Origin of the sequence: Pseudomonas sp. SMN5, from assembly GCF_052041925.1 — a bacterium.
Classification (GTDB): Bacteria; Pseudomonadota; Gammaproteobacteria; order Pseudomonadales; family Pseudomonadaceae; genus Aquipseudomonas.
Genome location: NZ_JBKGGX010000004.1, coordinates 228277 through 254451, shown reverse-complemented (window position 1 = coordinate 254451; position 26175 = coordinate 228277). Strand labels below are relative to the sequence as shown.

Genomic DNA, 26175 nt, shown 5'->3' with positions numbered 1-26175 from the left:
TCGTGCAGTTCAGCACTGCGAAAATTGACCGGGAACCGTAGGACAAGTTCCCACAAAAACTGAAAGGTCAATACGCGCAAATAACACTATTTCGGTGCAAGCTCACGCAGGTGGCGTGCTACCGCAATCCATGCACCGATATAACCCAACAGCACTGCGCCAAGCAAGAGCGACAGCCCATCGGCGACCGGTACACCGGCCAACGCGAAGTCACTGCCGTACAAACCGGCCAACCCCACCACTGCATCGTTCAGCCAATCCAGGCCGAACGCCAAAACACCCCAGGACAGGATCCCGGCACCGAAGCCATACAGCGCGCCCATGTAAAGGAAGGGCCTGCGCACATAGCTGTCCGTGCCGCCGACGAGTTTAATCACTTCTATCTCGGTGCGGCGGTTTTCAATATGAAGACGAATGGTATTGCCTATCACCAAAAGTAATGCAGAAACCAGCAACACCGTCAGACCGAAGACAAACCGGTCGCCAAGCTTGAGGATCGCCGCAAGACGCTCGACCCAGACTAGATCAAGTTGCGCCTGCTGTACCTTGGGCAATTCGGAAAGTCTTTGTCTTAATGCTTCAAGGGTCGGCTTGTCGACCTCCTTCGGCGTCACCAACACCACGCCCGGCAGCGGGTTTTCCGGCAACTCCTTGAGAGCTTCGCCCAGGCCGGACTGCTGCTGGAACTCTTCCAGCGCCTGCTCCCGGCCGATGTATTCGGCATCGGCCACGCCCGGCATGGCCTTGATCTGCTCGCGCAGCGCCTGACCTTCGCCCGGGGACGCGTCCAGTTGCAGGTACAGGGAAATCTGCGCCGCCCGTTGCCAGGAACCACCCAGGCGCTCGACGTTTTTCAGCAGTAATGACAGACCCATGGGCAGGCTCAGGGCCACAGCCATGACCATGCAGGTGAAGAAGCTGCCGATGGGCTGCTTGCCCAGGCGGCGCAAGCTATCCAGCAGGCTGGCACGATGGCTCTCGATCCAGGCGCGTAGCAGCGTGGCGAAATCCGGACCATCATCTTCGTCGTGCTTTTTCTTCGGCGGCTGCGGGTCGGTGCCCTTCGGGGCCACGCGCTCGGCGACTTTAGAACTGCGGGTTGCGCTCATACGCCGGCCTCCCCGTCACCAATCAATCGACCGCGCTGCAAGGTGAGCATGCGGTGACGCATGCGTGCGATCAGTGCCAGGTCGTGACTGGCGATCAGCACACTGGTGCCCAAACGATTGATGTCTTCGAATACGCCCATGATCTCCGCCGCCAGGCGTGGGTCGAGGTTACCGGTAGGTTCATCCGCCAGCAGAAGCGCTGGACGATGGACGATGGCGCGGGCGATGCCGACGCGCTGTTGCTGGCCGGTGGACAGGTCGCCGGGGTACAGCTCGGCCTTGTCCGACAGGGCCACGCGCTCCAGGGCAGAATCCACGCGCTTGTTGATCTCGACCTTGGACAGCCCGAGGATCTGCAACGGCAACGCCACGTTATTGAACACAGTGCGATCGAACAGCAACTGGTGATTCTGGAACACCACGCCGATCTGCCGCCGCAGAAAAGGGATCTGGGCATTGCTGATGGTGCTCAGGTCCTGGCCGGCCAACAGCAGCTTGCCGGAAGTGGGCCGCTCCATCGCCAGCAGCAGGCGCAGCAGCGTGCTTTTACCCGCGCCGGAATGGCCGGTGACGAACAGAAACTCGCCGCGACGGACTCGAAAGCTCAGCTCATGCAAGCCGACGTGACCGTTCGGATAGCGTTTACCGACCTGTTCGAAACGAATCATGAGTGCTCCCGCTCGGCAAACAGCGCCTGGACAAAGGGCTCGGCTTCAAAGGTGCGCAGATCGTCGATGCCTTCACCCACGCCGATGTAGCGGATGGGCAGGCCGAATTGCTTGGCCAGGGCGAAGATCACCCCGCCCTTGGCGGTACCGTCGAGCTTGGTCAGGGCCAGGCCCGTAAGTTCGACGGTCTGGTTGAATTGCTTGGCCTGGTTGATGGCGTTCTGGCCGGTGCCGGCGTCCAGCACCAACAACACTTCGTGGGGCGCATCGGCGTCGAGCTTGCCGATCACCCGGCGCACCTTCTTCAACTCTTCCATCAGGTTGTCTTTGGTGTGCAGGCGACCGGCGGTGTCGGCGATCAGCACATCGATGCCACGGGCCTTGGCCGCCTGCACGGCGTCGAAGATCACCGAAGCGGAGTCGGCGCCGGTGTGTTGGGCAATCACCGGGATCTTGTTGCGCTCCCCCCAAACTTGCAGTTGTTCCACCGCAGCGGCTCGGAAGGTGTCGCCAGCGGCGAGCATGACTTTCTTGCCTTCAAGCTGCAGCTTCTTCGCCAGTTTGCCGATGGTGGTGGTCTTGCCGGCGCCGTTGACGCCCACCACCAGAATCACGAATGGCTTGTTCTGCGAGGCAATCACCAATGGCTGCTCCACCGGCTTGAGCAAGCCGGCGAGTTCGCCCTGGAGGGATTTGTACAGTGCATCGGCATCGGTCAGCTGTTTGCGCGCGACCTTCTGGGTCAGGCTCTTGATGATCACCGAAGTCGCCTCGACCCCGACGTCGGCGGTCAACAGGCGGGTTTCGATGTCTTCGAGCAATTCGTCATCGATGACTTTCTTGCCCAGGAACAGGCTGGCCATGCCTTCGCCGATGCTGGCGCTGGTCTTCGACAGGCCTTGCTTGAGGCGGGCGAAGAAGCCGACCTTGCTCTCCTCGACGGCGCGCGGAGACTCAACCGCGGCCGATGCCTGGACCGGTGCCGGTTCTGGCTCTGGCTCGACGGCGACTGGCGCGACAATTGGATCCTCAACCGGCTGCGTTGGCGCCGGAATTGGCGGGGTGATGTGCGGGGCTTGGGCGTCCTCGACAAACGCCACCGGCTCTTCCGCCACCGGCAAGGTCAGCCAGGGGGTTTGTCCGGCAGGTGGCGTCAGCGGCTGTTCGGCCACCGGCTCAGGCTCTGGCGCGGGTTCGGCTTCAGGTTCGACCGGTTGCAGCACCGGCTCGGCCAACGGCAGGACGATGGGCGTCGCTTGCTCGTCGACCGGCTCGACGGCGGGCTCAGTCAGCGCTGGCGGCTGCTCGACGACGGTTTCCTGCGGCTTCTTGCGCAGCCATCCGAACAGGCCTTTCTTCTCGCCAGCCGCGGCTGGGGTCTTCTTGTCGTCGTTGGAACCAAACATGGAGGACGGCTATCTCACGGTAGCGACGCGCCACGGGGGCGCCTCGGTAATAAAAATTCAATGCTGAACAGACTGCGTTTCATCCAGCTTGTTCACGCGCAACAGATTGTCGAAATGTCTGCGAGACATTTCATGGTCAATTTTTTCGAAGGACTGGCAGGGCATCATCGGCGAAAACGCCGTGATCAGCGAACAAACTCCACGCTTGTGCAAAGTCTCCGGCCGACAAAAGGCCCGATAGGCGTGGCCGCCAGTAAAACGGACCGTTATCCTAGCACCCTCTCGCCCGCCGACGCTAAGACCTGGCGGACAACCCAACAGGTTTAAACACGAATGAATGCTCTTGCCCGCCACGCCGCAGGCCTGCTGCTCAGCACAGTCTGCCTGCCTTTCTCAGCCCTGGCTGCCGACCCACAACCCACCCATGAATTCACCCTCGACAACGGCCTGAAGGTCGTGGTGCGCGAGGACCATCGGGCGCCGGTGGTGGTGTCCCAGGTCTGGTACAAGGTGGGCTCCAGTTACGAGACACCGGGCCAGACCGGTTTGTCCCATGCCCTGGAACACATGATGTTCAAGGGCAGCGAGAAGGTCGGGCCAGGCGAAGCCTCGCTGATCCTGCGCGACCTCGGTGCCGAAGAGAACGCTTTCACCAGCGACGACTTCACCGCCTATTACCAGGTGCTGGCCCGGGACCGTCTGGGCGTGGCATTCGAACTGGAAGCCGACCGCATGGCCAGCCTGCGCCTGCCGCCGGAAGAGTTCAGCCGCGAGATCGAGGTGATCAAGGAAGAGCGCCGCATGCGCACCGACGACAAGCCGATGTCCAAGGCCTTCGAGCGTTTCAAGGCCATGGCCTACCCGGCGAGCGGTTATCACACCCCTACCATCGGCTGGATGGCCGACCTGGACCGGATGACCGTCGGCGAGCTGCGCCATTGGTACGAATCCTGGTACGCCCCGAACAATGCGACCCTGGTGGTGGTCGGAGACGTCACCCCTGACGAGGTCAAGGCCCTGGCCCAGCGCTATTTTGGCCCGGTGCCCCGGCGCGACGTGCCGACGGCGAAGATCCCGCTGGAGCTGGCCGAGCCCGGCGAGCGCCAGATCACCCTGCATGTACAGACCCAACTGCCGAGCCTGATGCTGGCCTTCAACGTCCCGAGCATCGCCACGGCCACCGACAAACGTTCGGTCAACGCCCTGCGGCTGATCTCCGCCTTGCTGGACGGCGGCTACAGCGGCCGGATCCCGACCCAGTTGGAGCGCGGCGAAGAGCTGGTGTCCGGCGGCTCGTCGAATTACGACGCCTATACCCGTGGCGATTCGCTGTTCACCTTGTCGGCGGCGCCCAATACCCAGAAAAACAAAACCATGGCCGAGGCCGAAGCCGGGCTGTGGCGCTTGCTCGATCAACTGAAGAACACCGCCCCGACCGCCGACGAGCTGGAACGCGTGCGTGCCCAGGTCATCGCCGGCCTGGTGTACGAGCGTGACTCGATCACCAGCCAGGCCACTGCTATCGGTCAGCTGGAAACCGTCGGCCTGTCCTGGAAGCTGATGGACACCGAACTGGCCGATCTGCAAAGCGTGACCCCGCAAGATATCCAGAAGGCAGCCCAGCTGTATTTCACCCGTTCGCGTCTGAGCGTTGCACACGTTTTGCCCGAGGAGAAAGCTCATGAGTGAGCGCAAATCATCGCGCCTGCTGCTGGTCGGCCTGGTGTTCGTCGCCCTGGCCTGCGCCCTGGCTTTCTATCTGTCGCCCGCCAGCCGTGTCACCGCGAGCCAGGCGCTGGACAACGCCAAGTCCGGCAATAAGCTGCAATCGCTGGCGGAACTGGACGGCAAGGCCCCCGGCCATCGTCAGCTCGACGTCCAGACCTGGACCACCGCTGAAGGCGCCAAGGTGCTGTTCGTCGAAGCCCGGGAGCTGCCGATGTTCGACCTGCGCCTGACTTTCGCCGCCGGCAGCAGCCAGGACGGCGACGCCCCTGGCCTGGCGCTGTTGACCAACGCCATGCTCAACGAAGGCGTGGCCGGCAAAGACGTCGGCGCGATTGCCGAAGGCTTCGAAAGCTTGGGCGCAGACTTCGGCAACGGCGCCTACCGCGACATGGCCGTGGCGTCCCTGCGCAGCCTCAGCGCGGTGGACAAGCGCGAGCCGGCGTTGAAGCTGTTCGCTGAAGTCGTCGGCAAACCGACCTTCCCCGCCGACTCCTTCGCCCGCATCAAGAACCAGATGCTCGCCGGCTTCGAGTACCAGAAACAGAACCCTGGCAAACTGGCGGGCCTGGAACTGATGAAGCGCCTGTATGGCGATCACCCCTACGCGCATTCCAGCGACGGCACCGCGCAAAGCATCCCGCCGATCACCCTGGCCCAGGCCCGAGCTTTTCACGCCAAGGCCTACGCCGCTGGCAACGCCGTGATTGCACTGGTGGGAGACTTGTCCCGTGCCGAGGCCGAAGCGGTCGCCGGCCAGGTGTCCGCGGCACTGCCCAAAGGCCCGGCCCTGGCGAAGACCCCGCCTCCGGTGGAACCGAAGGCGAGCGTCAACCACATCGAGTTTCCATCCAAGCAGACCAACCTGATGCTCGCGCAGCTGGGCATCGACCGGGACGACCCGGACTTTGCCGCCGTCTCCCTGGGCAACCAGATCCTAGGCGGTGGCGGTTTCGGCACCCGGCTGATGACCGAGGTGCGGGAAAAACGTGGCCTGACCTACGGCGTGTATTCCGGCTTTACACCGATGCAGGCCCGTGGCCCGTTCATGATCAACCTGCAGACCCGCGCCGAGATGAGCGAAGGCACGCTGAAGCTGGTGCAGGATGTATTCGCCGATTACCTCGCCAATGGCCCGACCCAGAAGGAACTGGACGACGCCAAGCGCGAACTGGCGGGCAGCTTCCCTCTGTCCACCGCCAGCAACGCTGACATCGTCGGCCAGCTTGGCGCCATGGGTTTCTATGATCTGCCACTGAGCTACCTGGAAGATTTCATGCGTCAATCCCAGGCGCTGACGGTCGAGCAAGTCAAGGCTGCGCTGAACAAACACCTGAGCACCGATAAAATGGTCATCGTGACCGCCGGTCCGACCGTGCCACAGAAGCCGCTGCCGGCCCCCACTGACAAACCCGCCGAGCAACCGCTCGGGGTCCCGGAGCACTAATGGCCCGTCCATCGAATTCCAGCAAGAAACCCGTCCACAACGGTGTGAACCAGTTACGCATCATCGGTGGCGAATGGCGCAGCCGGCGCCTGAGCTTTCCCGACGCCCCAGGCTTGCGTCCGACCCCGGATCGGGTGCGTGAAACGCTGTTCAACTGGCTCGCACCCTATGTGGAAGGCGCACGGGTGCTCGACCCGTTCGCCGGCAGCGGCGCGCTGTTCCTCGAAGCGCTATCCCGTGGCGCGGCCATGGGCCAAGCGCTGGACGCCAGCAGCCTGGCGGTTTCCAGCCTGAAAGAACACCTCGGTACCTTGCGCTGCACCGTCGGCCAGGTGCACACGGCTGACGCGCTGCGCTACCTGGACAGCCAGCCGGCAACCCCTTTCGACCTGGTGTTCCTGGACCCGCCGTTCAACCAGAACCTGTTGCCGACCGTATGCGCCCTGCTGGAGGAACGGCAGTGGCTGGCCGCGGATGCCTGGGTCTACACTGAAAGCGAGACCGCCCCGTCCACCCTTGGCTTGCCGGGCAATTGGCGCCTGCATCGCGAGCAGAAATCCGGACGGGTGTATTACGCGTTGTGGCAGCGCATGGCAGACGTCGTTGGCTGAACGACTGGCCGGTGCATCGAGAATAAGAATGTCCGCCGCATCTGAACGTTTCGTCCCGGCCCCTGGCCTGGGCAATCCGCACTTGCAGACCTTGTGGGGCCCGCTTTGGCGCAAGACCACCCACATCGAGCGACAACGCGAACGCCTGTGGCTGGAAGACGGAGACTTCCTCGACCTCGACTGGCATGGCCCCCACAGCGCCAAGGCGCCCGTGGTGCTGGTGCTCCATGGGCTGACCGGCTCTTCCAACTCGCCGTACGTGGCCGGCCTGCAACAAGCGCTCGGGCGCCAGGACTGGGCGAGTGTCGCGCTGAACTGGCGCGGCTGTTCGGGGGAGCCAAACCTGTTGCCGCGCAGCTATCACTCGGGCGTCAGCGAGGACCTGGCCGCCGCCATCACCCATATCCGCGCCCTGCGCCCCTTGGCGCCGTTGTTCGCCGTGGGCTATTCGCTGGGTGGCAACGTGTTGCTCAAGCATCTGGGGGAAACCGGCAGCGACAGCCGGTTACAGGGCGCCGTGGCGGTCTCGGTGCCGTTTCGCCTCGACCAGTGCGCCGATCGCATCGGACAAGGCTTCTCGCGGTTCTACCAGGCGCATTTCATGCGGCAACTGGTGGCCTACGTGCGCAATAAGCAACGCCAGTTCCAGCACGACGGCCGCCATGAAGGGCTGGCGACCTTGATGGCACTGGGTCCGTTGGAAAACATGCGCACGTTCTGGGATTTCGATGGCCGGGTGACCGCGCCGTTGCATGGTTTTTCGGATGCGGCAGATTATTACCGCCAGGCCTCCAGCCGCTATTTCATGGGCAGGATCGCCACCCCGACCCTGGTCATCCAGGCCGCCGACGATCCGTTCGTGTTTCCCCACAGCCTGCCCGAGCCCGCCGAGCTATCGGCCTCGACGCAACTTGAGCTGCATCCACGGGGTGGGCATGTGGGGTTTGTCGATGGAACCTTGCGCAACCCCGGCTATTACCTGGAGCGACGAATTCCACAGTGGCTGGCAAGCCTGTGCCGTGGTGCATAAACGCATCGTTACCATGGCGAGGGAGCTTGCTCCCGCTGGAGTGCGCAGCGCTCCCAAGCTCTTGTGGGGCCGCTTCGCAGCCCAACGGGAGCAAGCTCCCTCGCCACAAAATCCATCGGCCCCGGAACTGAACGCTATTCGCCCTTCGCCACACCCCGCTGCGGGTCATTGATCCACTCGCTCCACGAACCGGCGTACAACCGGCCCAGCGGATATCCCGCCAGGCACAAGGCGAACAGGTTATGACACGCCGTCACGCCCGAGCCACAGTAGGCCACCAGTTCGGTCGGCGACCGCCCGCCGAGCTTTTCGGCGAAGCGCTGCTTGAGCTGATCGGCTGGCAGGAAGCGGCCGTCGCTGCCCAGGTTGTCGGTGAACGCTGCGCATTGCGCGCCGGGGATATGTCCGGCCACCGGATCGATCGGCTCGACCTCACCCTTGAAACGCGGCAACGCCCTGGCATCCAGCAGCGTCATGTCGGGCTGGCCCAGGCGTTGTTGTAACGCTTGGGCACTGAGCAGCAAGGTTGCATCCGGCGAACCGCTGAAGCGGCCGCGACGGTCTTGCGGCGGATCGAGGCTCAATGGCAAGCCGGCGGCATGCCAGGCCTTGAGGCCACCGTCGAGGATAAACACGCCCTCGCGCTTGCCCAGCCAGGCCAGCAGCCACCAGGCCCGCGCCGCGTAAGCACCAGGGCCATCATCGTAGAGCATGATGTCGCTGTCGTTATCGACACCCCAGGCCTGGAGGCGCTCGACCAGAGCTTCGGGCTCCGGCAGCGGATGACGCCCGGTCACGCCTTTGGTCACCGGCCCGCTCAGGTCCCGCTCGAGGTCGGCGAACGACGCGCCGGCAATATGGCCTTCGGCATAGCTGCGCTGGCCGTAATCCGGATCCTCCAGGGCAAAGCGGCAATCGAGAATAACCAGGCTGGGCTGCGCCCGACGCTGTTCGAGGGCTTGAGGACTGATGAGTTGGGCAATGGGCATGGTGAACTCCTGTGACGCCAATCGAGGGATCGATCCTACTGCCCTTCCTCCAGGGTCTGGGCCAATGGGACGTAAAACTCTCTGAACAGTGCATCCACCGCTTCGCGGGCCTGGTCGGTGACGAAGCCGGCCTCCAGCACCAGGACCTGATACACCCCGCGCTTGATCGCCTGCTCGCTCAGATGACTGGAATTTTCCCGGGTGGTGCACAGAAACCGCACCCACGAAGTGAGGATGATCCAGGCATTGAGGGTCAGGGACTCGATCTGGACCCGATCCATCTTCAGGATGCCGGCGGCGACGAAGCCCTCATAGATAGCGGTCCCGTGGATCAGGCAGCGCTGGGAGAATCGCCGATAGCGGGCCGCCAGGTCCGGGTCGCTATCGAGCAGGTGCTCCAGGTCCCGATGCAGGAAACGGTAGCTCCACATGGCCGACAACAGCTCCTGCAAATAGAAGCGCTTGTCTTCCACCGTGGCCGCCCGCCCTACAGGTGGGCGCAGGAAGCTGTCCACCAGGTTCTCGTACTCACTGAACAGCACGGCGATGATCGCCTGCTTGTTGGGGAAGTGGTAGTAGAGGTTACCCGGCGACATGTCCATGTGCGCGGCAATATGGTTGGTGCTGACACTGCGCTCGCCTTGCTGATTGAACAGCTCCAGGCTGTTCTGCACGATGCGCTCGCTGGTTTTTATTCGTGGGGCCATGGTTTGGGCTTTAATCGACGAAGGCATTGAGCGGCATCTTACGACCTATCGGTCACAGGAAAAACCCAAGGATGCCGTTGACTTTCTAGAGTACAAGCTCTAAAAACACCCCATTCTAATAATATCCGGTGCCCGCCATGCCAGCCGACGTTGCTTTCCTGCACCAATCCCAACAGCACCTGGACGAATTGCGGGCGCTCTTTGACGCGCAGCGCCAGGCCTACGCCGCCCATCCACTGCCGCCGGCCGAACAACGCCGGCAATGGCTCAAGGCCTTGCGCGAAATACTGAGCGATGAACGCCAGGCCCTGATCGACGCCATCAGTCAGGATTTCAGCCACCGCAGCGCCGACGAAACATTGCTGGCCGAGCTGATGCCCAGCCTGCATGGCATTCATTACGCCAGCCGGCACCTCAAGGGCTGGATGAAACCCTCCCGGCGTAAAGTGGGCATGGCCTTCCAGCCGGCATCGGCCAAGGTGGTGTATCAACCGCTGGGGGTGGTCGGGGTGATCGTGCCCTGGAACTATCCGTTGTTCCTGGCCATCGGGCCGTTGGTCGGCGCGCTGGCGGCAGGTAACCGGGTGATGCTCAAACTCAGCGAATCGACCCCGGCCACCGGGCAACTGCTCAAGCAATTGCTGGCGCGAGTCTTTCCCCAGGACCTGGTCTGCGTGGTACTCGGTGAAGCCGAGGTCGGCATGGCATTTTCCAAGCTGCCCTTCGATCACCTGTTGTTCACCGGCGCCACCAGCATCGGCAAGCATGTCATGCGGGCCGCCGCCGAAAACCTGACCCCGGTCACCCTGGAACTGGGTGGAAAATCGCCGGCCATCGTGTCCGGGGATGTCCCGCTCAAGGACGCCGCCGAGCGTATTGCCTTCGGCAAGACCCTGAACGCCGGGCAGACCTGCGTCGCCCCGGACTATGTACTGGTGCCGCAGAACCGGGTCGGTGAATTCGTCGAGGCCTATCGCGAGGCGGTTCGTGGGTTCTATCCGACCCTGGCGAACAACCCGGACTACACCGCAATCATCAACGAACGACAACTGGCGCGGCTCAACGGTTACATCGGCGACGCCACCAGCAAGGGCGCGCTGCTGATCGAACTGTTCGAGCAAGGCCAGGGGCGACGCATGCCCCATAGCCTGTTGCTCAATGTCAACGATGAAATGACCGTCATGCAGGACGAAATCTTCGGTCCGCTGCTGCCCATCGTGCCCTATGAGTATCTGGACCAGGCATTTGCCTACATCAATCGGCGACCGCGTCCCCTGGCACTTTATTACTTCGGCTACGACAAGGCCGAACAGAATCGCGTACTCCACGAGACTCATTCCGGCGGCGTCTGCCTGAACGACACGCTGTTGCACGTCGCCCAGGACGATTTGCCATTCGGCGGTATCGGCCCGTCGGGCATGGGGCACTACCACGGGCACGAGGGGTTCCTGACTTTCAGCAAGGCCAAGGCGGTGCTGGCCAAGCAGCGCTTCAACGCTGCCCGCCTGATATACCCACCGTACGGCAAGCCTTTGCAGAAGTTGATCCAGAAGCTGTTTGTCCGTTGACGCGTTGTTCCTGCCGGCAATAAATCGGGTAATAACAAGAATGAACCCAAGCCTGATCGACACACCCGCCCTGTCACGGCGCGGCCTGCTGAAATTCAGCTTCGGCGCCAGCGCCTTCCTGGCAACCGTCGGGTTGGGGGCCAGCCTGAGCGGCTGCTCGCCGAGCCATCCGGCCAATGGCCTGGCGGTTTTGCGTGACAGCGACCTGCCATTTCTACGGGCCGTCATCCCGGTGATGCTGGATGGCGCGGTGGCGGTCGAGAATATCTGCGCCGCGACGGACCTCACCTTACAAAGCCTGGACAACGGCCTGGCGCACCTGTCCCCGTCCATGCTCAAGCTCACGCACCAGCTGTTCGACGTGCTCTCGCTCGGCATCACCCGTGGACCTCTGACCGGGGTCTGGGGCTCGTGGGAAAACGCCAGCGCCGAAGACATACGCCAGTTTCTCCACCGTTGGGAAAACAGTTCGCTGGACCTGCTGCAACAAGGCCACGGCTCGCTGCTGCAGATGGTGATGATGGCGTGGTACAGCCGGGCCGAGGCCTGGGCGCATTGCGGGTATCCGGGGCCGCCGAAGGTTTGAAATCCAAGTGCTTTTGTGGGAGCGAGCTTGCTCGCGATAGCGGTGTGTCAGCTCACTTGATTACTGCTGACCCGACGCCATCGCGAGCAAGCTCGCTCCCACAGGGAAAGCATTCCAATCCATAACAACAAGAGAATCCCCACATGCCCGTACCCGATCCCTTCCGCGAAGGCCTGGCCCGCGGTTGGACCACCTACAACGGCGCCCGGCTGACCCAGGACCTGCACCTGGAAGCCGACGTGGCAATCATCGGCAGCGGTGCCGGCGGTGGCACCACGGCGGAAATCCTCAGCGCGGCCGGCTACAAGGTGTTGCTGATCGAGGAAGGCCCGCTCAAGACCAGCCACGACTTCAAGCTGCTGGAGGACCAGGCCTACACCAGCCTGTACCAGGAAGGCCTGGGACGCATGAGCAAGGACGGCGCCATCACCATTCTTCAGGGCCGGGCGGTGGGCGGCACGACGTTGATCAACTGGACCTCCAGCTTTCGCACCCCGGACCAGACCCTCTACCATTGGGCCGCCGAGCATCAGGTCAAGGGGCACAGCCCCGCCGAAATGGCGCCCTGGTTCGAACAAATGGAGCAACGCCTGGGCGTGGCGCCGTGGTTGATTCCACCCAATGCCAACAACGACGTGATCCGCAAAGGCTGCGAACAACTGGGCTACAGCTGGCACGTCATCCCGCGCAATGTGCGCGGTTGCTGGAACCTGGGTTATTGCGGTCTCGGCTGCCCGTCCAACGCCAAACAATCGATGCTGGTCACGACCATTCCTGCCACGCTGGATAAAGGCGGCGCGCTGCTTTATCTGGCGCGGGCCGAGCGCCTGATCCTCAAGAATGACGTCGTGGTCGGCCTGGAATGCCTGGCCATGGACGAACGTTGCGTGGCACCGAACGGGCGGCGCATCACGGTCAAGGCGCGGCACTATGTGCTGGCCGGCGGCGGCATCAACAGCCCGGCCCTGTTGTTGCGCTCCGATGCGCCGGACCCGCACCGCCGCCTGGGCAAGCGCACCTTCCTGCACCTGGTGAACACCTCGGCCGGGCAGTTCGACGAGGTCATCAACCCGTTCTACGGCGCCCCGCAATCGATCTATTCGGACCATTTCCAATGGCAGGACGGCCCCACCGGCCGGATGTCCTACAAGCTCGAAGTCCCGCCGCTGCATCCGGCCCTTGCCGCCACCTTGCTGGGCGGGTTCGGCAGCGAAAGCGCCGCGCACATGGGCCAGTTGCCCCACACCCACGCCATGCTGGCACTGTTGCGCGACGGTTTTCATCCGGACAGCCCCGGCGGCAACGTCGAATTGCGCAGCGACGGTACGCCCGTGCTCGACTATCCGGTTTCGCCCTATATCCGGGACGGCCTGCGCCGGGCCTTTCACAGCATGGCCGAGATCCAGTTCGCTGGCGGCGCGAAGGCGGTCATGCCGGTGCACAGCGATGCTCGCTACGTGAAGACCCTGGCCGAGGCCCGCACGCTGATAGACAGCCTGGACCTGGCCTTGCACCGCACGCGCCTGTCCAGCGCCCACGTAATGGGCGGGTGCGCCATGGGCGAGAATCGCCAGAACGCGGTCGCCGATAGCCTCGGTCGCCACCATCAACTGGGCAATCTGTCGATCCATGACGGCTCGCTGTTCCCTACGAGCATTGGTGCCAATCCGCAGTTGTCGGTATACGGTTTGACGGCGAAACTGGCGACTTCCCTGGCCGAACGCCTGAGAAACCCATGACAGTCGGCAGTATTCGCAGCGTCTATAGTGCGTTCTTGTCCCAAAGCCGACTTGGCCGACCGGACAGGCTGCGATACCATCCGACTCCCCAACGGATTCCCGCCAGGACGACGCGATGAACCGAGTGTTGTACCCAGGTACCTTCGACCCGATTACCAAGGGCCATGGCGATCTGGTCGAACGCGCCGCGCGCCTGTTCGACCACGTAATCATTGCCGTCGCCGCCAGCCCGAAGAAAAACCCGCTGTTCCCGCTGGAGCAACGCGTGGAGCTGGCCCGCGAGGTCACCAAGCACCTGCCGAACGTGGAAGTGGTCGGTTTCTCGACGCTGCTGGCGCATTTTGCCAAGGAGCAGAATGCCAACGTGTTCCTGCGCGGCCTGCGTGCGGTCTCGGACTTCGAGTACGAATTCCAGCTGGCCAACATGAACCGCCAGTTGGCCCCGGACGTCGAAAGCCTGTTCCTGACGCCGTCGGAGCGCTACTCGTTCATCTCTTCGACCCTGGTGCGGGAAATCGCGGCGCTGGGTGGTGACATCACCAAGTTCGTCCACCCGGCCGTGGCTGATGCGCTGACCCTGCGCTTCAAGAAATGACCCGCTGACTGCGCTGCGTCTCGCCGCACGGCGCAGTCCATCGCGCCCGCGTGCACTGCGCTCGCCAATGCGGCACAATTGCGCGCATACGTTTTTCAGATGCCCGGGCTAACGCCCCGGCAGGAGCCTGCATGTCCCTGATCATCACCGACGACTGCATCAATTGCGACGTCTGCGAACCCGAGTGCCCGAACGAAGCCATTTCCCAGGGCGAAGAGATCTATGTCATCGACCCGAACCTGTGCACCCAGTGCGTCGGCCACTACGACGAACCCCAGTGTCAGCAGGTATGCCCGGTGGATTGCATCCCGCTGGACGAAGCCCATCCGGAGACTGAAGAACAGTTGATGGAGAAATATCGCAGGATTACGGGCAAGGGTTGAGCCAGAAGGTCCTGTAGCGCCTGTACTGGCCCTATCGCGAGCAGGCTCGCTCCCACAAGGGATCTGCACGTGGCACAAATTGCGTGAACACAGCGGACCCCCTGTGGGAGCGAGCCTGCTCGCGATGAGGCCATAAGCCATATCCCAAAACCAACTGCCCTCACTCCTGCCGCTCAAACCCCTCCCCAATACACCCCAGACACCGCACGAACGTAGCCCTGGCCGGGTCCACGACCAAGGCTTTCCCCGCATCCCCCACCCCACCGCCCAGCGCGGTAAAAGGCAACGACACCACGAACGCCCCGGTGCCGATCACGGTGGCGGCGAGCAGCAGTGGACGGGCGATCAGCAGGTCACCGAGCATGGCATAGGCTGGCGGGTTCTGGATGGTATAGCGTGGGTCGCCGCTGCCGCCGTTGGCCAGGGCAGGCACGGCGACACTCAGCAGCAGCGTGAGAACGACAGGTCGGAACACATTCATCGGGCGATCCTTCGGTTAAGCAGTACGACTACTGACTATAGACCGTAGGACAAATCAGCTCTGGCAGCGTGGACACCAGACGCTCGCACGCTGGCCCAGGCGGATTTCCCGCAGCCCCGTGCCACAGACCTTGCACAACTGGCCACCGCGGCCATAGACGAACAGTTCCTGCTGGAAATACCCAGGCTGGCCGTCACCGCCGATGAAATCGCGCAGAGTGGTGCCGCCGCGCTCGATGGCATGGGCGAGGATGCGTTTGATCTCGATGGCCAGCTTGAGGTAACGCGCTCGGGAAATTCCCCCGGCCGCCCGGCGCGGGTCGATGCCGGCGGCAAAAAGCGCTTCGGTCGCGTAGATGTTGCCGACACCCACCACTACCGCGTTGTCCATGATGAACGGCTTGACCGCCATGGAGCGGCCGCGGGACAACTGGAACAAGCGCTCGCCGTCGAACAGATCGGTCAGCGGCTCCGGCCCGAGGCGAACCAACAGTTCGTGATTGAGCGGATCGAGGCTCCAGAGCATCGCGCCGAAACGTCGCGGGTCGGTGTAGCGCAGCGCCAGGCCGGACTCCAGTTCGATGTCCACATGCTCGTGCCGGGCGGCCGGCATGCCGACCTCCACCAGCCGCAGGTTGCCGGACATGCCCAAGTGACTGATCAACGTGCCGACCTCGGCGTTGATCAACAGGTACTTGGCCCGGCGCTCCACCTGCACGATGCGCTGGCCCGAGAGGCGCACATCGAGGTCTTCCGGAATCGGCCAGCGCAGCCGACGATCACGCACCAGCACGCGGCTGACCCGCTGCCCTTCAAGGTGTGGCGCGATTCCGCGGCGAGTGGTTTCGACTTCCGGCAGTTCTGGCATGGGGCTCTCGAGTCAGGCGAAGCTCGTACTCAGCGAGTGGCGAGATCGCGGATTTCCTGTTTCTGGGTCTGGAAGTCGTATTCCGACAATCCGATGTAGTCGAGCACCAGCGGTCCGACACACTCCCACTCGTGGTCTTCGGCCTGATTGCCCAGTACCCGGTGGGAGGCACAAATGTTTTCCGACATCTTGAGGATCGCCAGCAGGTTCTTCAGCTGGCAGTTGTTACGCGAAGACTCGTCGCTGAAGACCGCGAGGGCGTTGTGGTGATTGGCGATGGCCTGGCTGACATGGTCCGGCAGGCGCCAGGACTTGGAGGTGTAGTAACCGACCACTGCATGATTGGTATTGAACACCCGGTTCTCGGTGTCCACCACCCGACATTGCGCGCTGGCGCTGGCATAGGCCTCCTCCAGCACGCTCATGTAGTCGGGGAACTGCTTGAGCATCAACGGCACGCCGCAATCGTGGAACAGCCCCAGCGCATAGGCTTCGTCGCCATTCTCCAGGCCGACGCGCTTGGCCAGGGTCAGGCAGGTCATCGCCACGTCCTGGGCGGTGTCCCAGAAACGGTTGAGGGTGACGATGGTATCGTCGTGCAGCTCGCCTTTGATCGATTGCGCGTTGATCAGGTTGATGATCGAACGACTCCCCAACAGGTTCACCGCGCGCTGGATCGAGGTGATCTTGTTGCGCAGGCCGTAATACGGCGAGTTGACAATCTTGAGCAACGCGCCCGAAAGGCCCGGATCCTGGGAGATCAGCTTGGCGATTGTCTCCAGGTCCGGATCCGGCATGTACTGCTCCATCTGCAGATCCACCATGATCTGCGGCTGGGGCGGCACGCTGATGCCTTGCAGGGACTGTTGGATCTGTTCGGCGGAAAGCTCTTGGGACATGAGTACATACTCTGGGCACAGGCGGCGATTCTAACCCTGAATGACGCATCCGATACACCGCCCGGTAGATGGGCGGAACTTTCGTTCGGCCACAGGCTTCGGACTCAGTAGGGCCGATATCAAACCTGCGTAAGGTTTAGGTCGGCCGTCAACCCACTCAGCTTGAGGAGAAATTTCATGCCCGGTTCGCTGAACAACAAGCGTGTCGCCGTCCTGGTGACCGACGGTTTCGAACAGGCCGAACTGACCGGCCCGAAACAGGCATTGGAACAGGCCGGAGCCCAGGTGGACATCCTTTCCGCCAAGGAAGGCCAGGTCAAAGGCTGGAACCATGACAAACCCGCCGACGATTTCAAGATCGACCTGACCTTCAAGGCCGCCCATGTCGAGCAGTACGACGCGGTGGTGCTGCCCGGCGGTGTGCAGAACTCCGACACCATCCGCATAGACCCCGACGCACAGCGCCTGGTCAAAGGTTTCGAGGCGGCCAGCAAGCCCATCGCGGTGATCTGCCACGGTGGCTGGCTGCTGGTGTCGTCCGGGCTGGTCAAGGGCAAGACCATGACCAGTTACAAGACGCTCAAGGACGACTTGGTCAACGCGGGCGCCAATTGGGTAGACCAGGAAGTGGTCAAGGACGGTACATTGATCAGCAGTCGCCAGCCCGATGACATTCCGGCGTTCAATCGAGAGTTGATCGGGGCGTTGTCTGCCTGACTCATCGTAGCGAGGGGGCTTGATCGAAATAGGGCGGCTGCGCCACCCAGCGGGAGCAAGCTCCCTCGCCACATGTCCAGCGCAAGCCCCGGACCCGCTTCAACACGCTATACTCCCGCTCTTTTTTCCGGAGCGACGTCATGTCCCTGCCCAGCCTGCGCCTCAAAGCCAATGCCGACCGTCGCCTGCGCGCCGGTCACCTGTGGGTCTACAGTAATGAGATCGATGTAGCCGCGACCCCGTTGCACGGTTTCAAGGCCGGCGACCAGGCGATCCTCGAAGCCGCCGGCGGCAAGCCGTTGGGCATCGTCGCGATGAGCCCCAACAACCTGATCTGCGCGCGCCTGCTGTCCCGTGACGTGAAGTTGCCACTGGACAAATCCCTGCTGGTGCATCGCTTGAACGTGGCGCTGTCGTTGCGCGAGCGGTTGTTCGACAAGCCGTTCTATCGGTTGGTCTACGGTGATTCCGACCTGTTGCCGGGCCTGGTGGTCGATCGTTTCGGCGATATCCTGGTGGTGCAACTCGCTTCCGCCACCATGGAAGCCCACAAGGACGACGTGATCGCCGCCCTGACCCAGGTGCTCAAGCCCAGCGGCATCCTGTTCAAGAACGACTCCGCCGCACGCGACGCCGAAGGCCTGGAGCGCTACGTCGAGACCGTGTTCGGCGTTGTGCCAGAGTGGGTCGCCCTGGAAGAGAACGGCGTGAAGTTCGAAGCACCGGTCATGGAAGGCCAGAAGACCGGCTGGTTCTACGACCACCGCATGAACCGTGCGCGCCTGGCGCCTTATGCCAAGGGCAAACGCGTGCTGGACCTGTTCAGCTACATCGGTGGCTGGGGCGTGCAAGCCGCCGCCTTCGGCGCCAGCGAAGTGTTCTGCGTCGACGCATCGGGCTTTGCCCTGGACGGCGTCGAGCGTAACGCGGCGCTGAACGGCTTCGCCGAGAAACTGACCTGCGTCGAAGGCGACGTGTTCGAAGCCCTGAAGGAGCTCAAGGCCAGCGAAGAACGCTTCGACGTGATCGTCGCCGACCCACCGGCGTTCATCAAGCGCAAGAAAGACCTGAAGAATGGCGAAGGCGCCTATCGCCGACTCAACGAACAAGCCATGCGCCTGCTCAGCAAGGACGGCATTCTGGTCAGCGCTTCGTGCTCCATGCACCTGCCCGAAGACGACCTGCAGAACATCCTGCTGACCAGCGCCCGCCACCTGGACCGCAACATCCAACTGCTCGAGCGCGGCGGCCAGGGCCCGGACCACCCGGTGCACCCGGCCATTGCTGAAACGCGCTACATAAAGAGCATTACCTGCCGGTTGCTGCCTAATAGCTGAGTGACCGCGCGGAACCGGAGCTGCGGCTCCGGTGTTGCGTAATGACCGATGACACCTTGATCGCAGCCGGGCTGCGATTTTTTTTGCCTGCCGAACGGTACCGCGGCGTGACGTTCGCGTGCAGGCTCGCGCCCACAATCGGACAGGGGCATCCCTGAAGAAACGGGTCGGCTGTCAGGCCGTCGTGCAGCCATGAAGTCATCGTCGATGACTTGTAAGACCTCTCCCACGTGATTACCGGAGCCTTCCTACTCAATCGCCCCTTGCCAGTAAGTGCTCAAGTTTCAACACTGACAGCCCCATTTATCGGGACTGTACAAGCGCCGAATTTCCTCCAGGGCAGGTACCGATGGCTGACACCAGAGCGTTCTCAAACACCCGAAAACCCGCAACGGTCGGCCTGCTCCTGATGCTGACTTTGCTCGGGGTGTTTCCAATCGACGTGGTGCTGCCGTCGTTTCCTGCGCTGTCCGAACATTTCGGACGTCCATCGTCCGAAATCGCCCTGTCCGTCAGCCTGTTCGCGGTGGGGATTGCCCTTTCGCAGTTGCTGGTCGGCCCGCTCTCCGACGCCATGGGCCGCAAGAGCCTGTTGTTGGTCGGGATTGGCGCTTCTGCCATTGGAGCAACCGGTTGCGTACTGGCCGAGAGTTTTGAGGGTTTTCTGTTGTTCCGTGTCGTCCAGGCCCTGGGGTGCGGTTGCTTCGTGCTGTCCCAGGCGCTGATCCAGGATCTGTTCAAAGGCCGGGAACAACAGCGACTGCGAATTTTCCTGGTGACCTGCGGCGGGGTCTTCATTTCCGTTTCGCCGCTGGCCGGCACCGGGTTGCAAAGCTGGATAGGTTGGCGCGGCAGCTTCCTGGTGTTCATGGCCCTGGCTGTCGGTGCGTTCATGAGCGCCTGTTTTCTGCTCAAGCCTTCGCCAGCGGATAGCCAGCGCAGGCGCCCGGACTTCATCGCGGCCTACCGAACGGTATGCAGCGATTTCACCTTCATGGCGTACTGGCTGACGTCCGCGCTGGCGTTCTCCTGCCATTTCTCGTTCATCGTGATTTCGCCGCTGATTCTGATCGACCAGTTGCACCTGTCATCCGAGGCTTTTTCACTGGCGCTGCTGGGCTATGGCATGGCTTACATCGGCGGTGGAGCGGCCGCGACGTTGCTCAGCAGTCGAATCGACCCACAAATACAAATTTTCACGGGCCTGAGCCTGATTCTGACGGCGGGTGCGCTGATGTTCGGGCTTTGCACCTATCTGGGTTTGTCAGTCACCACCCTGTTGCTGCCCATGATCGTGTGCACCGCCGGAACCACCATTGCCCGCGCAGCAGCCCACACCCAGGCCATGAACAGATTCCCCGAACGAGCCGGAACCTCTGCTTCGGCCGGCAGTGTGCTGATCTTCATCGCTGGCGGGCTGACCAGTGCCGCGATCAGTCTTACTCCACTGGACAGGCAGATGACGCTGGCCCTCTGCCTGATACTGCTCGGTTTCCTGGGGCTGATGCTCAACGCTCTGGTCCGGCATCGCTACGGCGCGCTGTCGACCGGTTGAACCCTGCCAGTCGTCTCCCGTAAGCGCCATCGGCATCCGATCAGCGCTTTGCAGCATTTCATCCTGGCGTCAGCGGTGTAGAATCGCGGGATTCATCGCCATTCATCCCCGGCGGGTTTATGAGCTCATGCCCAGGCGCGCAGTGATCCTGCACCGTCATCGGCCACTTCCCGGTACACCGCCCATCCAGAGTGTTCCAGACGTCGACAGAAGCTCACTTCCCCTGACTAGTACCTGATTTGCCGCCCGGAGTGCTCCATGCCCGATTACCGCTCGAAAACATCCACCCACGGTCGCAACATGGCCGGCGCCCGTGCACTGTGGCGCGCCACGGGGATGAAGGATGACGACTTCAAGAAGCCGATCATCGCCATTGCCAACTCCTTCACCCAGTTCGTACCGGGCCATGTCCACCTCAAGGACCTGGGCCAGCTGGTTGCCCGGGAAATCGAACGCGCAGGCGGCGTAGCCAAGGAATTCAACACCATCGCGGTGGACGACGGCATCGCCATGGGCCACGACGGCATGCTCTATTCGCTGCCGAGCCGCGAGATCATCGCCGACTCCGTCGAATACATGGTCAACGCCCACTGCGCTGACGCCATCGTGTGCATTTCCAACTGCGACAAGATCACCCCCGGCATGCTCATGGCCGCCCTGCGCCTGAACATTCCGGTGATCTTCGTCTCCGGCGGCCCGATGGAAGCCGGCAAGACCAAGCTCGCCAGCCACGGCCTCGACCTGGTGGACGCCATGGTGATCGCCGCCGATTCCAGCGCCTCCGACGAGAAGGTCGCCGAGTACGAGCGCAGCGCCTGCCCGACCTGCGGTTCGTGCTCCGGCATGTTCACCGCCAACTCGATGAACTGCCTGACCGAGGCCCTGGGCCTGGCCCTGCCGGGCAACGGCTCGACCCTGGCCACCCACAGCGACCGCGAGCAGCTGTTCCTGCAGGCCGGCCGGACCATCGTCGAGCTGTGCAAGCGCTACTACGGTGAGAACGACGCGTCGGTGTTGCCGCGCAACATCGCCAACTTCAAGGCGTTCGAAAACGCCATGACCCTGGACATCGCCATGGGCGGTTCCACCAACACCATCCTGCATTTGCTGGCCGCCGCCCAGGAAGCCGAGGTCGATTTCGACCTGCGCGACATCGACCGCCTGTCCCGCAACGTGCCGCAACTGTGCAAGGTCGCGCCGAACATCCAGAAGTACCACATGGAAGACGTGCACCGCGCCGGCGGGATCTTCAGCATCCTCGGTTCGTTGGCCCGTGGTGGCCTGCTGCACACCGACCTGCCGACCGTGCACAGCAAAAGCATGGCCGAGGCCATTGCCAAGTGGGACATCACCCAGACCACCGACGAAGCCGTGCACCATTTCTTCAAGGCAGGCCCGGCGGGTATTCCGACGCAAACCGCGTTCAGCCAGTCGACCCGTTGGGAAACCCTGGACGACGACCGTGAAAACGGTTGTATCCGCAGCGTCGAACATGCCTATTCCAAGGAGGGCGGCCTCGCCGTGCTGTACGGCAACATCGCCCTGGACGGCTGCGTGGTGAAAACCGCAGGTGTCGACGAGTCGATCCATGTATTCGAAGGCAACGCCAAGATCTTCGAAAGCCAGGACAGCGCAGTGCGTGGGATCCTCGCCGACGAAGTGAAGGCCGGCGATATCGTGATCATTCGCTATGAAGGTCCGAAAGGCGGCCCGGGCATGCAGGAAATGCTCTACCCCACCTCGTACCTGAAATCCAAAGGCCTGGGCAAAGCCTGCGCGCTGTTGACCGATGGCCGTTTCTCCGGCGGTACCTCGGGGCTGTCCATCGGCCACGCCTCCCCCGAAGCGGCTGCCGGTGGCGCCATCGGCCTGGTGCAGGACGGCGACAAGGTGCTGATCGACATTCCGAACCGTTCTATCAACCTGTTGGTCAGCGATGAAGAACTGGCCGCACGTCGGGTCGTGCAGGACAGCAAAGGCTGGAAACCGGCGGAAGTACGTCCCCGTAAAGTGACCACCGCGCTCAAGGCCTATGCCCTGCTCGCCACCAGTGCCGACAAGGGCGCGGTGCGCAACAAGGCGCTGCTGGACGGGCTGTAAGCGTTCATCGCCACGATAAAAATGCCCCGCCAAGTGCGGGGCATTTTTTTGTCTGTTCCGTGGCGAGGGAGCTTGCTCCCGCTCGGCTGCGCAGCAGTCACAAAGGTCTTGGGCCGGCTGCGCAGGCCAGCGGGAGCAAGCTCCCTCGCCACGGGTGTGTGCCAGGTTTTCTGTGTTGCAAGCGGACCCAATGTGGGAGCGAGCCTGCTCGCGATAGCGGTGTGTCAGACACATTGATGCAACTGATCCGCCGCCATCGCGAGCAGGCTCGCTCCCACAGATGGCTTTAGGTTTACCTGGGTTACTGGATATCTTCCGGCTTGACGATCACCCAGTTCTTGTCCGCCGTGACCGGCAGGCCTTCCTTGGCCTGGGCGGCGGCGTGCTTGGCCATCATGCCGTTGATCTGCGTCATGTACTTGTCCTTGCGGTTGACCCACAAATGGATGCCGCCCTTGGCCACGTCCACATCGTGGAACAGCATGTAGCCGTCGCTGCTCGGCGTGTCGCCGGCGACGAGCACCGGTTTTTTCCATTCATCGATGTAGGTCAGGATCGCCGCATGCTTGCCGGCCATCCAGGTCGCCGGGGTCCACAGGTAAGGCGTGTACTCCAGGTCCAGGTTGGCCTTCTCGTCATACTTGCCGGCAGTGATCTGCTTGCGGGCGGTGGTCAGCTCGCCGCTCTTGCGGTCCTTGAGCAACGTGGTCACGCCGATGACGTTCTGGGGCTTGAGGTTGTAGCCATACTTCGGATCGGCGGCGACCATGCGCACAAGCTCTTCGGAGGCGGCGGTCATGACATACACCTCGATGCCATTTTCCATCAGCTTGTTGTACAGCTCGGTCTGGCCGGTGAAGACTTTCGGCGGGTTGACGTTGTAGTTGACCACCTTGTCGCCGTCGTAATAGGTGGTCGGCACCGGCTTGCCGGAAGCCATCAACTCGTCGACATAGCCTTTGAGTTCCTTGAGGGTAAAACCTGCAAACACCTGGGCCACCCACGGGTAGCAGACCATGTCGTCCACTTCACACAGGCGATAGTAGTAACTGAACAGACTTTCCTTGTGATCGGCCGTGTCCTTGAACGGCATCAGCTTCAGGGACGGATCCAGGGTTTCGCGAGTGATGAGCCCTTTGTTCTCCATGAACGGCAGCAACGATTCCTCGAGGTCGTAACGGTAACTGGTGTTGTCCATGTCGAACACCGCGTAGTTACCCTTGTTGGCGTTGGCCGCGATCATCGCGTCCAGGGCCTTGGCCTGCTCTGCCGGCCAATGCTTGAGTTCAGTGGCGAGGACCTGGCCGGCCAGGCCCAGGCTCAAGGCGACAGCGAGAAAACGAGGTGCGAGCTTCATCGGCATTTCTCCCAGGTTTGAAGAACCCGACGCTAACAAATGCCTGTGACAGATATCGCCTGCCCGCGACCGCTTGCGTCTTGATCGCGTCAGCGACATGTCCGTAAACGCCACAGCCTTATTCCATAAACGACAATCTACATGCTTTTTTAGTATTAATTCATTAGTAATCAGGCTGTTAGGCTCCCCGGTTCGCAGTCGCGGCTTCAAGCGACTGGCACAAGTCTTATCGGAGTCTTTTGATGAATCTGCCGCTGATCCTCAATCTGCTGGTATTTCTCGCCCTGCTGTTCGGCCTGGCGCAAACCCGTCATGGCAGTTGGAGCCTGGCGAAAAAAGTGCTGTTGGCGCTGGTGCTGGGCGTTGTGTTCGGTATCGCCCTGCACACGATCTACGGCGCTGGCAACCCGGTGCTCAAGGCGTCCATCGGCTGGTTCGACCTGGTGGGCAACGGTTACGTACAGTTGCTGCAAATGATCGTCATCCCGCTGGTCTTCGCCTCGATCCTCAGCGCCGTGGCCCGCCTGCATAACGCCTCGTCCCTGGGCAAGATCAGCTTCCTGACCATCGGCACGCTGCTGTTCACCACCGCCATTGCCGCGCTGATCGGCATCGGCCTGACCAACCTGTTCGGCCTCACCGCCGAAGGACTGGTGGCCGGCACCCAGGAACTGGCGCGTCTGCAAGTGATCCAGAGCGACTACGCCGGCAAGGTCGCCGACCTGAATATCCCGCAACTGCTGCTCTCGTTCATTCCGCAGAACCCCTTCGCCGATCTGGCCCGGGCCAAGCCGACCTCGATCATCAGCGTGGTGATTTTCGCGGCCTTCCTCGGTGTCGCGGCCTTGCAACTGCTCAAGGATGACGTGGAGAAAGGTCAGAAAGTGATCAACGCCATCGACACCCTGCAAAGCTGGGTGACGCGCCTGGTACGCCTGGTGATGAAGCTGACCCCTTACGGCGTGCTGGCACTGATGACCAAGGTGGTGGCCGGCTCCAACCTGCAGGACATCATCAAACTTGGCAGTTTCGTGGTGGTGTCATATCTGGGGCTGGGCCTGATGTTCGTGGTCCACGGCTTGCTGGTCTCCGCCGCCGGGATCAACCCGCTGCGGTTCTTCCGCAAGATCTGGCCGGTGCTGACCTTCGCCTTCACCAGCCGCTCCAGCGCCGCGACCATTCCACTGAGCATCGAAGCCCAGACCAGCCGCCTGGGTATCCCACGGGCGATCGCCAGCTTCAGCGCTTCGTTTGGCGCCACCATCGGCCAGAACGGCTGCGCCGGTCTCTATCCGGCGATGCTGGCGGTGATGGTCGCGCCGACCGTGGGCATCAATCCGCTGGACCCGCTATGGATCGCGACGCTGGTGGCGATTGTGACCTTGAGTTCGGCCGGGGTGGCGGGCGTCGGTGGCGGCGCGACATTTGCCGCGCTGATCGTGCTCCCGGCCATGGGCTTGCCGGTTTCGCTGGTGGCGCTGCTGATTTCCGTCGAACCGTTGATCGACATGGGCCGTACGGCACTGAACGTCAGCGGCTCGATCACCGCCGGGGCGATTACCAGCCAGGTGATGCAGCAGACTGACAAGGCGTTGCTGGATGCCGAGGAGCATGCTGAGTTAGTGCATGCCTGATAGACCGCTATCGCAAGCAGGCTTGCTTCCACAGGGTTCGAGGTGAACACAGCAATCACTGTCACCGCTGGACACTGTGGGAGCGAGCCTGCTCGCGATGCTCTGGCCGTTAACGCTTTTCCCACACCTCAAAACTGTACGCCGGCTTATCCCCTTCCGCCGGATTCGGCTGGTTCGAAACCAGCTTCCACTGGCTCGAATCGAACTCCGGAAACCACGCATCCCCTTCCGGGCTCAGCGCCACGCGCGTCAGGTACAGCCGATCGGCCTGTTCCAGCGCCTGGGCGTACAACTGAGCACCACCGATCAGCATCAACTCATTAACGCCTTGCTCCAGAGCCCAGGACTCGGCCCTTGCTACGGCAGCTTCCAGGGTGGAGAAGACTTCCGCCCCCTCCAGCACCAGCCCAGGCTGGCGACTGACCACGATGTTCAAGCGTCCGGGCAACGGTCGGCCCAGGGAATCCCAGGTCTTGCGACCCATGATGATCGGCTTGCCCAGAGTGGTGGCCTTGAAATATTTGAAATCCCCCGGCAGGTGCCAGGGCATGCGGTTGTCGACGCCGATCACACGGTTTTCACCGAGGGCTGCGATCAGACTTAAAGGGAGAGTTTTTTTCATGATGGCGAGGATACCAGAGCCCCGGCGTACCCCGACAGGCGCC

Annotated in this window: 24 protein-coding genes; 14 read left to right on the top strand and 10 right to left on the bottom strand. The window is 62.4% G+C overall.

Annotation, left to right across the window (positions count from 1 at the left end):
• Positions 1–86 precede the first annotated feature (86 nt).
• From ftsX to ftsY, 3 genes are read right to left on the bottom strand one after another with little or no spacing between them, the layout of a single operon-like run.
• A complete protein-coding gene (gene ftsX, locus ACLEJR_RS06145; protein ID WP_440798230.1) occupies positions 87–1109 on the bottom strand; it encodes a permease-like cell division protein FtsX in 1023 nt (340 codons plus the stop codon).
• Positions 1106–1777 carry a cell division ATP-binding protein FtsE gene (gene ftsE / locus ACLEJR_RS06140; RefSeq protein ID WP_440798232.1) on the bottom strand — a complete coding sequence of 224 codons (672 nt, stop codon included), beginning with the start codon at positions 1775–1777 and terminating at the stop codon, positions 1106–1108. The genes ftsX and ftsE overlap by 4 nt, the downstream gene beginning before the upstream one ends.
• Positions 1774–3183, bottom strand: coding sequence for a signal recognition particle-docking protein FtsY (gene ftsY, locus ACLEJR_RS06135; protein ID WP_440812757.1), 1410 nt, complete (start codon positions 3181–3183; stop codon positions 1774–1776). The genes ftsE and ftsY overlap by 4 nt, the downstream gene beginning before the upstream one ends.
• Before the next feature lie 333 nt (positions 3184–3516).
• On the opposite strand from ftsY, the gene ACLEJR_RS06130 reads away from it, so the two are divergent.
• Genes ACLEJR_RS06130 through ACLEJR_RS06115 form a run of 4 tightly spaced genes read left to right on the top strand, consistent with a single transcriptional unit; the run spans position 3517 to position 7996 of the window.
• Positions 3517–4872, top strand: a complete 1356-nt coding sequence (locus ACLEJR_RS06130) for a M16 family metallopeptidase (RefSeq protein ID WP_440812755.1) — start codon at positions 3517–3519, stop codon at positions 4870–4872.
• The gene (locus ACLEJR_RS06125; protein WP_440798238.1) at positions 4865–6355 is read left to right on the top strand and encodes a M16 family metallopeptidase; all 1491 of its coding nucleotides are present in this window, start codon (positions 4865–4867) and stop codon (positions 6353–6355) included. Before ACLEJR_RS06130 ends, ACLEJR_RS06125 begins: the two co-directional genes overlap by 8 nt.
• Positions 6355–6966, top strand: coding sequence for a 16S rRNA (guanine(966)-N(2))-methyltransferase RsmD (rsmD, locus tag ACLEJR_RS06120; protein ID WP_440812752.1), 612 nt, complete (start codon positions 6355–6357; stop codon positions 6964–6966). Before ACLEJR_RS06125 ends, rsmD begins: the two co-directional genes overlap by 1 nt.
• A 28-nt stretch (positions 6967–6994) precedes the next feature.
• Positions 6995–7996 carry a hydrolase gene (locus ACLEJR_RS06115; RefSeq protein ID WP_440812750.1) on the top strand — a complete coding sequence of 334 codons (1002 nt, stop codon included), beginning with the start codon at positions 6995–6997 and terminating at the stop codon, positions 7994–7996.
• A gap of 134 nt (positions 7997–8130) precedes the next feature.
• Here the strand turns inward: ACLEJR_RS06115 and ACLEJR_RS06110 are convergent, their stop codons facing one another.
• Both ACLEJR_RS06110 and ACLEJR_RS06105 read right to left on the bottom strand, forming a co-directional pair.
• The gene (locus ACLEJR_RS06110; RefSeq protein WP_440812747.1) at positions 8131–8985 is read right to left on the bottom strand and encodes a sulfurtransferase; all 855 of its coding nucleotides are present in this window, start codon (positions 8983–8985) and stop codon (positions 8131–8133) included.
• Positions 8986–9020: 35 nt separating this feature from the next.
• Positions 9021–9692 (bottom strand): TetR/AcrR family transcriptional regulator, encoded by a 672-nt coding sequence (locus ACLEJR_RS06105; RefSeq protein ID WP_440812814.1) that lies wholly within the window; start codon positions 9690–9692, stop codon positions 9021–9023.
• 137 nt (positions 9693–9829) lie between these two features.
• Between ACLEJR_RS06105 and ACLEJR_RS06100 the strand changes: the two genes are divergently transcribed.
• From ACLEJR_RS06100 to ACLEJR_RS06080, 5 genes are all read left to right on the top strand, one after another.
• Positions 9830–11260, top strand: coding sequence for a coniferyl aldehyde dehydrogenase (locus ACLEJR_RS06100; RefSeq protein ID WP_440812745.1), 1431 nt, complete (start codon positions 9830–9832; stop codon positions 11258–11260).
• A gap of 40 nt (positions 11261–11300) precedes the next feature.
• Positions 11301–11846 carry a twin-arginine translocation pathway signal protein gene (locus ACLEJR_RS06095; protein WP_440812743.1) on the top strand — a complete coding sequence of 182 codons (546 nt, stop codon included), beginning with the start codon at positions 11301–11303 and terminating at the stop codon, positions 11844–11846.
• Positions 11847–11989: 143 nt separating this feature from the next.
• Positions 11990–13585 (top strand): GMC family oxidoreductase N-terminal domain-containing protein, encoded by a 1596-nt coding sequence (locus tag ACLEJR_RS06090; RefSeq protein ID WP_440812741.1) that lies wholly within the window; start codon positions 11990–11992, stop codon positions 13583–13585.
• 115 nt (positions 13586–13700) lie between these two features.
• The gene (gene coaD / locus ACLEJR_RS06085) at positions 13701–14180 is read left to right on the top strand and encodes a pantetheine-phosphate adenylyltransferase (RefSeq protein WP_040071510.1); all 480 of its coding nucleotides are present in this window, start codon (positions 13701–13703) and stop codon (positions 14178–14180) included.
• A 131-nt stretch (positions 14181–14311) separates the two neighbouring features.
• Positions 14312–14563, top strand: coding sequence for a YfhL family 4Fe-4S dicluster ferredoxin (locus ACLEJR_RS06080; protein WP_440798251.1), 252 nt, complete (start codon positions 14312–14314; stop codon positions 14561–14563).
• 160 nt (positions 14564–14723) lie between these two features.
• Here ACLEJR_RS06080 and ACLEJR_RS06075 read toward each other — a convergent pair whose 3' ends face one another.
• The 3 genes from ACLEJR_RS06075 to ACLEJR_RS06065 are packed head-to-tail and all read right to left on the bottom strand — an operon-like array spanning position 14724 to position 16756.
• Complete coding sequence (locus ACLEJR_RS06075; protein ID WP_440812739.1) at positions 14724–15044, bottom strand: multidrug transporter; 321 nt, start codon at positions 15042–15044, stop codon at positions 14724–14726.
• Positions 15045–15098: 54 nt separating this feature from the next.
• Positions 15099–15911: a bifunctional DNA-formamidopyrimidine glycosylase/DNA-(apurinic or apyrimidinic site) lyase gene (mutM, locus tag ACLEJR_RS06070; protein WP_440798255.1), complete on the bottom strand. Its 813-nt coding sequence runs from the start codon at positions 15909–15911 to the stop codon at positions 15099–15101.
• Positions 15912–15940: 29 nt separating this feature from the next.
• Positions 15941–16756: an HDOD domain-containing protein gene (locus ACLEJR_RS06065; RefSeq protein ID WP_440798269.1), complete on the bottom strand. Its 816-nt coding sequence runs from the start codon at positions 16754–16756 to the stop codon at positions 15941–15943.
• A gap of 231 nt (positions 16757–16987) precedes the next feature.
• On the opposite strand from ACLEJR_RS06065, the gene ACLEJR_RS06060 reads away from it, so the two are divergent.
• The 4 genes from ACLEJR_RS06060 to ilvD all read left to right on the top strand — a co-directional run bounded on the left by ACLEJR_RS06060 (position 16988) and on the right by ilvD (position 22519).
• Positions 16988–17527: a type 1 glutamine amidotransferase domain-containing protein gene (locus ACLEJR_RS06060; RefSeq protein ID WP_440812738.1), complete on the top strand. Its 540-nt coding sequence runs from the start codon at positions 16988–16990 to the stop codon at positions 17525–17527.
• A gap of 140 nt (positions 17528–17667) precedes the next feature.
• Positions 17668–18864: a class I SAM-dependent rRNA methyltransferase gene (locus ACLEJR_RS06055; protein ID WP_440798259.1), complete on the top strand. Its 1197-nt coding sequence runs from the start codon at positions 17668–17670 to the stop codon at positions 18862–18864.
• A 349-nt stretch (positions 18865–19213) separates the two neighbouring features.
• On the top strand, positions 19214–20419 hold the full coding sequence (locus tag ACLEJR_RS06050) for an MFS transporter (RefSeq protein ID WP_440812737.1): 1206 nt from the start codon (positions 19214–19216) through the stop codon (positions 20417–20419).
• A 258-nt stretch (positions 20420–20677) separates the two neighbouring features.
• Entirely contained in the window at positions 20678–22519 is a 1842-nt protein-coding gene (gene ilvD, locus ACLEJR_RS06045) for a dihydroxy-acid dehydratase (RefSeq protein WP_440798263.1), read from the top strand.
• A gap of 301 nt (positions 22520–22820) precedes the next feature.
• Here the strand turns inward: ilvD and ACLEJR_RS06040 are convergent, their stop codons facing one another.
• On the bottom strand, positions 22821–23876 hold the full coding sequence (locus ACLEJR_RS06040; protein WP_440812735.1) for a haloacid dehalogenase-like hydrolase: 1056 nt from the start codon (positions 23874–23876) through the stop codon (positions 22821–22823).
• Between the two features lie 242 nt (positions 23877–24118).
• On the opposite strand from ACLEJR_RS06040, the gene ACLEJR_RS06035 reads away from it, so the two are divergent.
• A complete protein-coding gene (locus tag ACLEJR_RS06035) occupies positions 24119–25510 on the top strand; it encodes an L-cystine transporter (protein WP_440795852.1) in 1392 nt (463 codons plus the stop codon).
• 109 nt (positions 25511–25619) lie between these two features.
• Here ACLEJR_RS06035 and ACLEJR_RS06030 read toward each other — a convergent pair whose 3' ends face one another.
• Complete coding sequence (locus ACLEJR_RS06030) at positions 25620–26132, bottom strand: dihydrofolate reductase (RefSeq protein ID WP_440812732.1); 513 nt, start codon at positions 26130–26132, stop codon at positions 25620–25622.
• Positions 26133–26175: the final 43 nt, after the last annotated feature.

Coding starts and splice junctions, on each gene's coding strand:
- ACLEJR_RS06115 (WP_440812750.1), top strand. CDS start 6,995: ATGTCCGCCGCATCTGAACGTTTCGTCCCGGCCCCTGGCCTGGGCAAT.
- ACLEJR_RS06030 (WP_440812732.1), bottom strand. CDS start 26,132: ATGAAAAAAACTCTCCCTTTAAGTCTGATCGCAGCCCTCGGTGAAAAC.
- ilvD (WP_440798263.1), top strand. CDS start 20,678: ATGCCCGATTACCGCTCGAAAACATCCACCCACGGTCGCAACATGGCC.
- ACLEJR_RS06130 (WP_440812755.1), top strand. CDS start 3,517: ATGAATGCTCTTGCCCGCCACGCCGCAGGCCTGCTGCTCAGCACAGTC.
- rsmD (WP_440812752.1), top strand. CDS start 6,355: ATGGCCCGTCCATCGAATTCCAGCAAGAAACCCGTCCACAACGGTGTG.
- ACLEJR_RS06080 (WP_440798251.1), top strand. CDS start 14,312: ATGTCCCTGATCATCACCGACGACTGCATCAATTGCGACGTCTGCGAA.
- ftsY (WP_440812757.1), bottom strand. CDS start 3,183: ATGTTTGGTTCCAACGACGACAAGAAGACCCCAGCCGCGGCTGGCGAG.
- coaD (WP_040071510.1), top strand. CDS start 13,701: ATGAACCGAGTGTTGTACCCAGGTACCTTCGACCCGATTACCAAGGGC.
- ACLEJR_RS06035 (WP_440795852.1), top strand. CDS start 24,119: ATGAATCTGCCGCTGATCCTCAATCTGCTGGTATTTCTCGCCCTGCTG.
- ACLEJR_RS06105 (WP_440812814.1), bottom strand. CDS start 9,692: ATGGCCCCACGAATAAAAACCAGCGAGCGCATCGTGCAGAACAGCCTG.
- ACLEJR_RS06040 (WP_440812735.1), bottom strand. CDS start 23,876: ATGAAGCTCGCACCTCGTTTTCTCGCTGTCGCCTTGAGCCTGGGCCTG.
- ACLEJR_RS06075 (WP_440812739.1), bottom strand. CDS start 15,044: ATGAATGTGTTCCGACCTGTCGTTCTCACGCTGCTGCTGAGTGTCGCC.
- ACLEJR_RS06090 (WP_440812741.1), top strand. CDS start 11,990: ATGCCCGTACCCGATCCCTTCCGCGAAGGCCTGGCCCGCGGTTGGACC.
- ACLEJR_RS06100 (WP_440812745.1), top strand. CDS start 9,830: ATGCCAGCCGACGTTGCTTTCCTGCACCAATCCCAACAGCACCTGGAC.
- ACLEJR_RS06110 (WP_440812747.1), bottom strand. CDS start 8,985: ATGCCCATTGCCCAACTCATCAGTCCTCAAGCCCTCGAACAGCGTCGG.
- mutM (WP_440798255.1), bottom strand. CDS start 15,911: ATGCCAGAACTGCCGGAAGTCGAAACCACTCGCCGCGGAATCGCGCCA.
- ftsE (WP_440798232.1), bottom strand. CDS start 1,777: ATGATTCGTTTCGAACAGGTCGGTAAACGCTATCCGAACGGTCACGTC.
- ACLEJR_RS06060 (WP_440812738.1), top strand. CDS start 16,988: ATGCCCGGTTCGCTGAACAACAAGCGTGTCGCCGTCCTGGTGACCGAC.
- ACLEJR_RS06125 (WP_440798238.1), top strand. CDS start 4,865: ATGAGTGAGCGCAAATCATCGCGCCTGCTGCTGGTCGGCCTGGTGTTC.
- ACLEJR_RS06095 (WP_440812743.1), top strand. CDS start 11,301: ATGAACCCAAGCCTGATCGACACACCCGCCCTGTCACGGCGCGGCCTG.
- ACLEJR_RS06055 (WP_440798259.1), top strand. CDS start 17,668: ATGTCCCTGCCCAGCCTGCGCCTCAAAGCCAATGCCGACCGTCGCCTG.
- ACLEJR_RS06050 (WP_440812737.1), top strand. CDS start 19,214: ATGGCTGACACCAGAGCGTTCTCAAACACCCGAAAACCCGCAACGGTC.
- ftsX (WP_440798230.1), bottom strand. CDS start 1,109: ATGAGCGCAACCCGCAGTTCTAAAGTCGCCGAGCGCGTGGCCCCGAAG.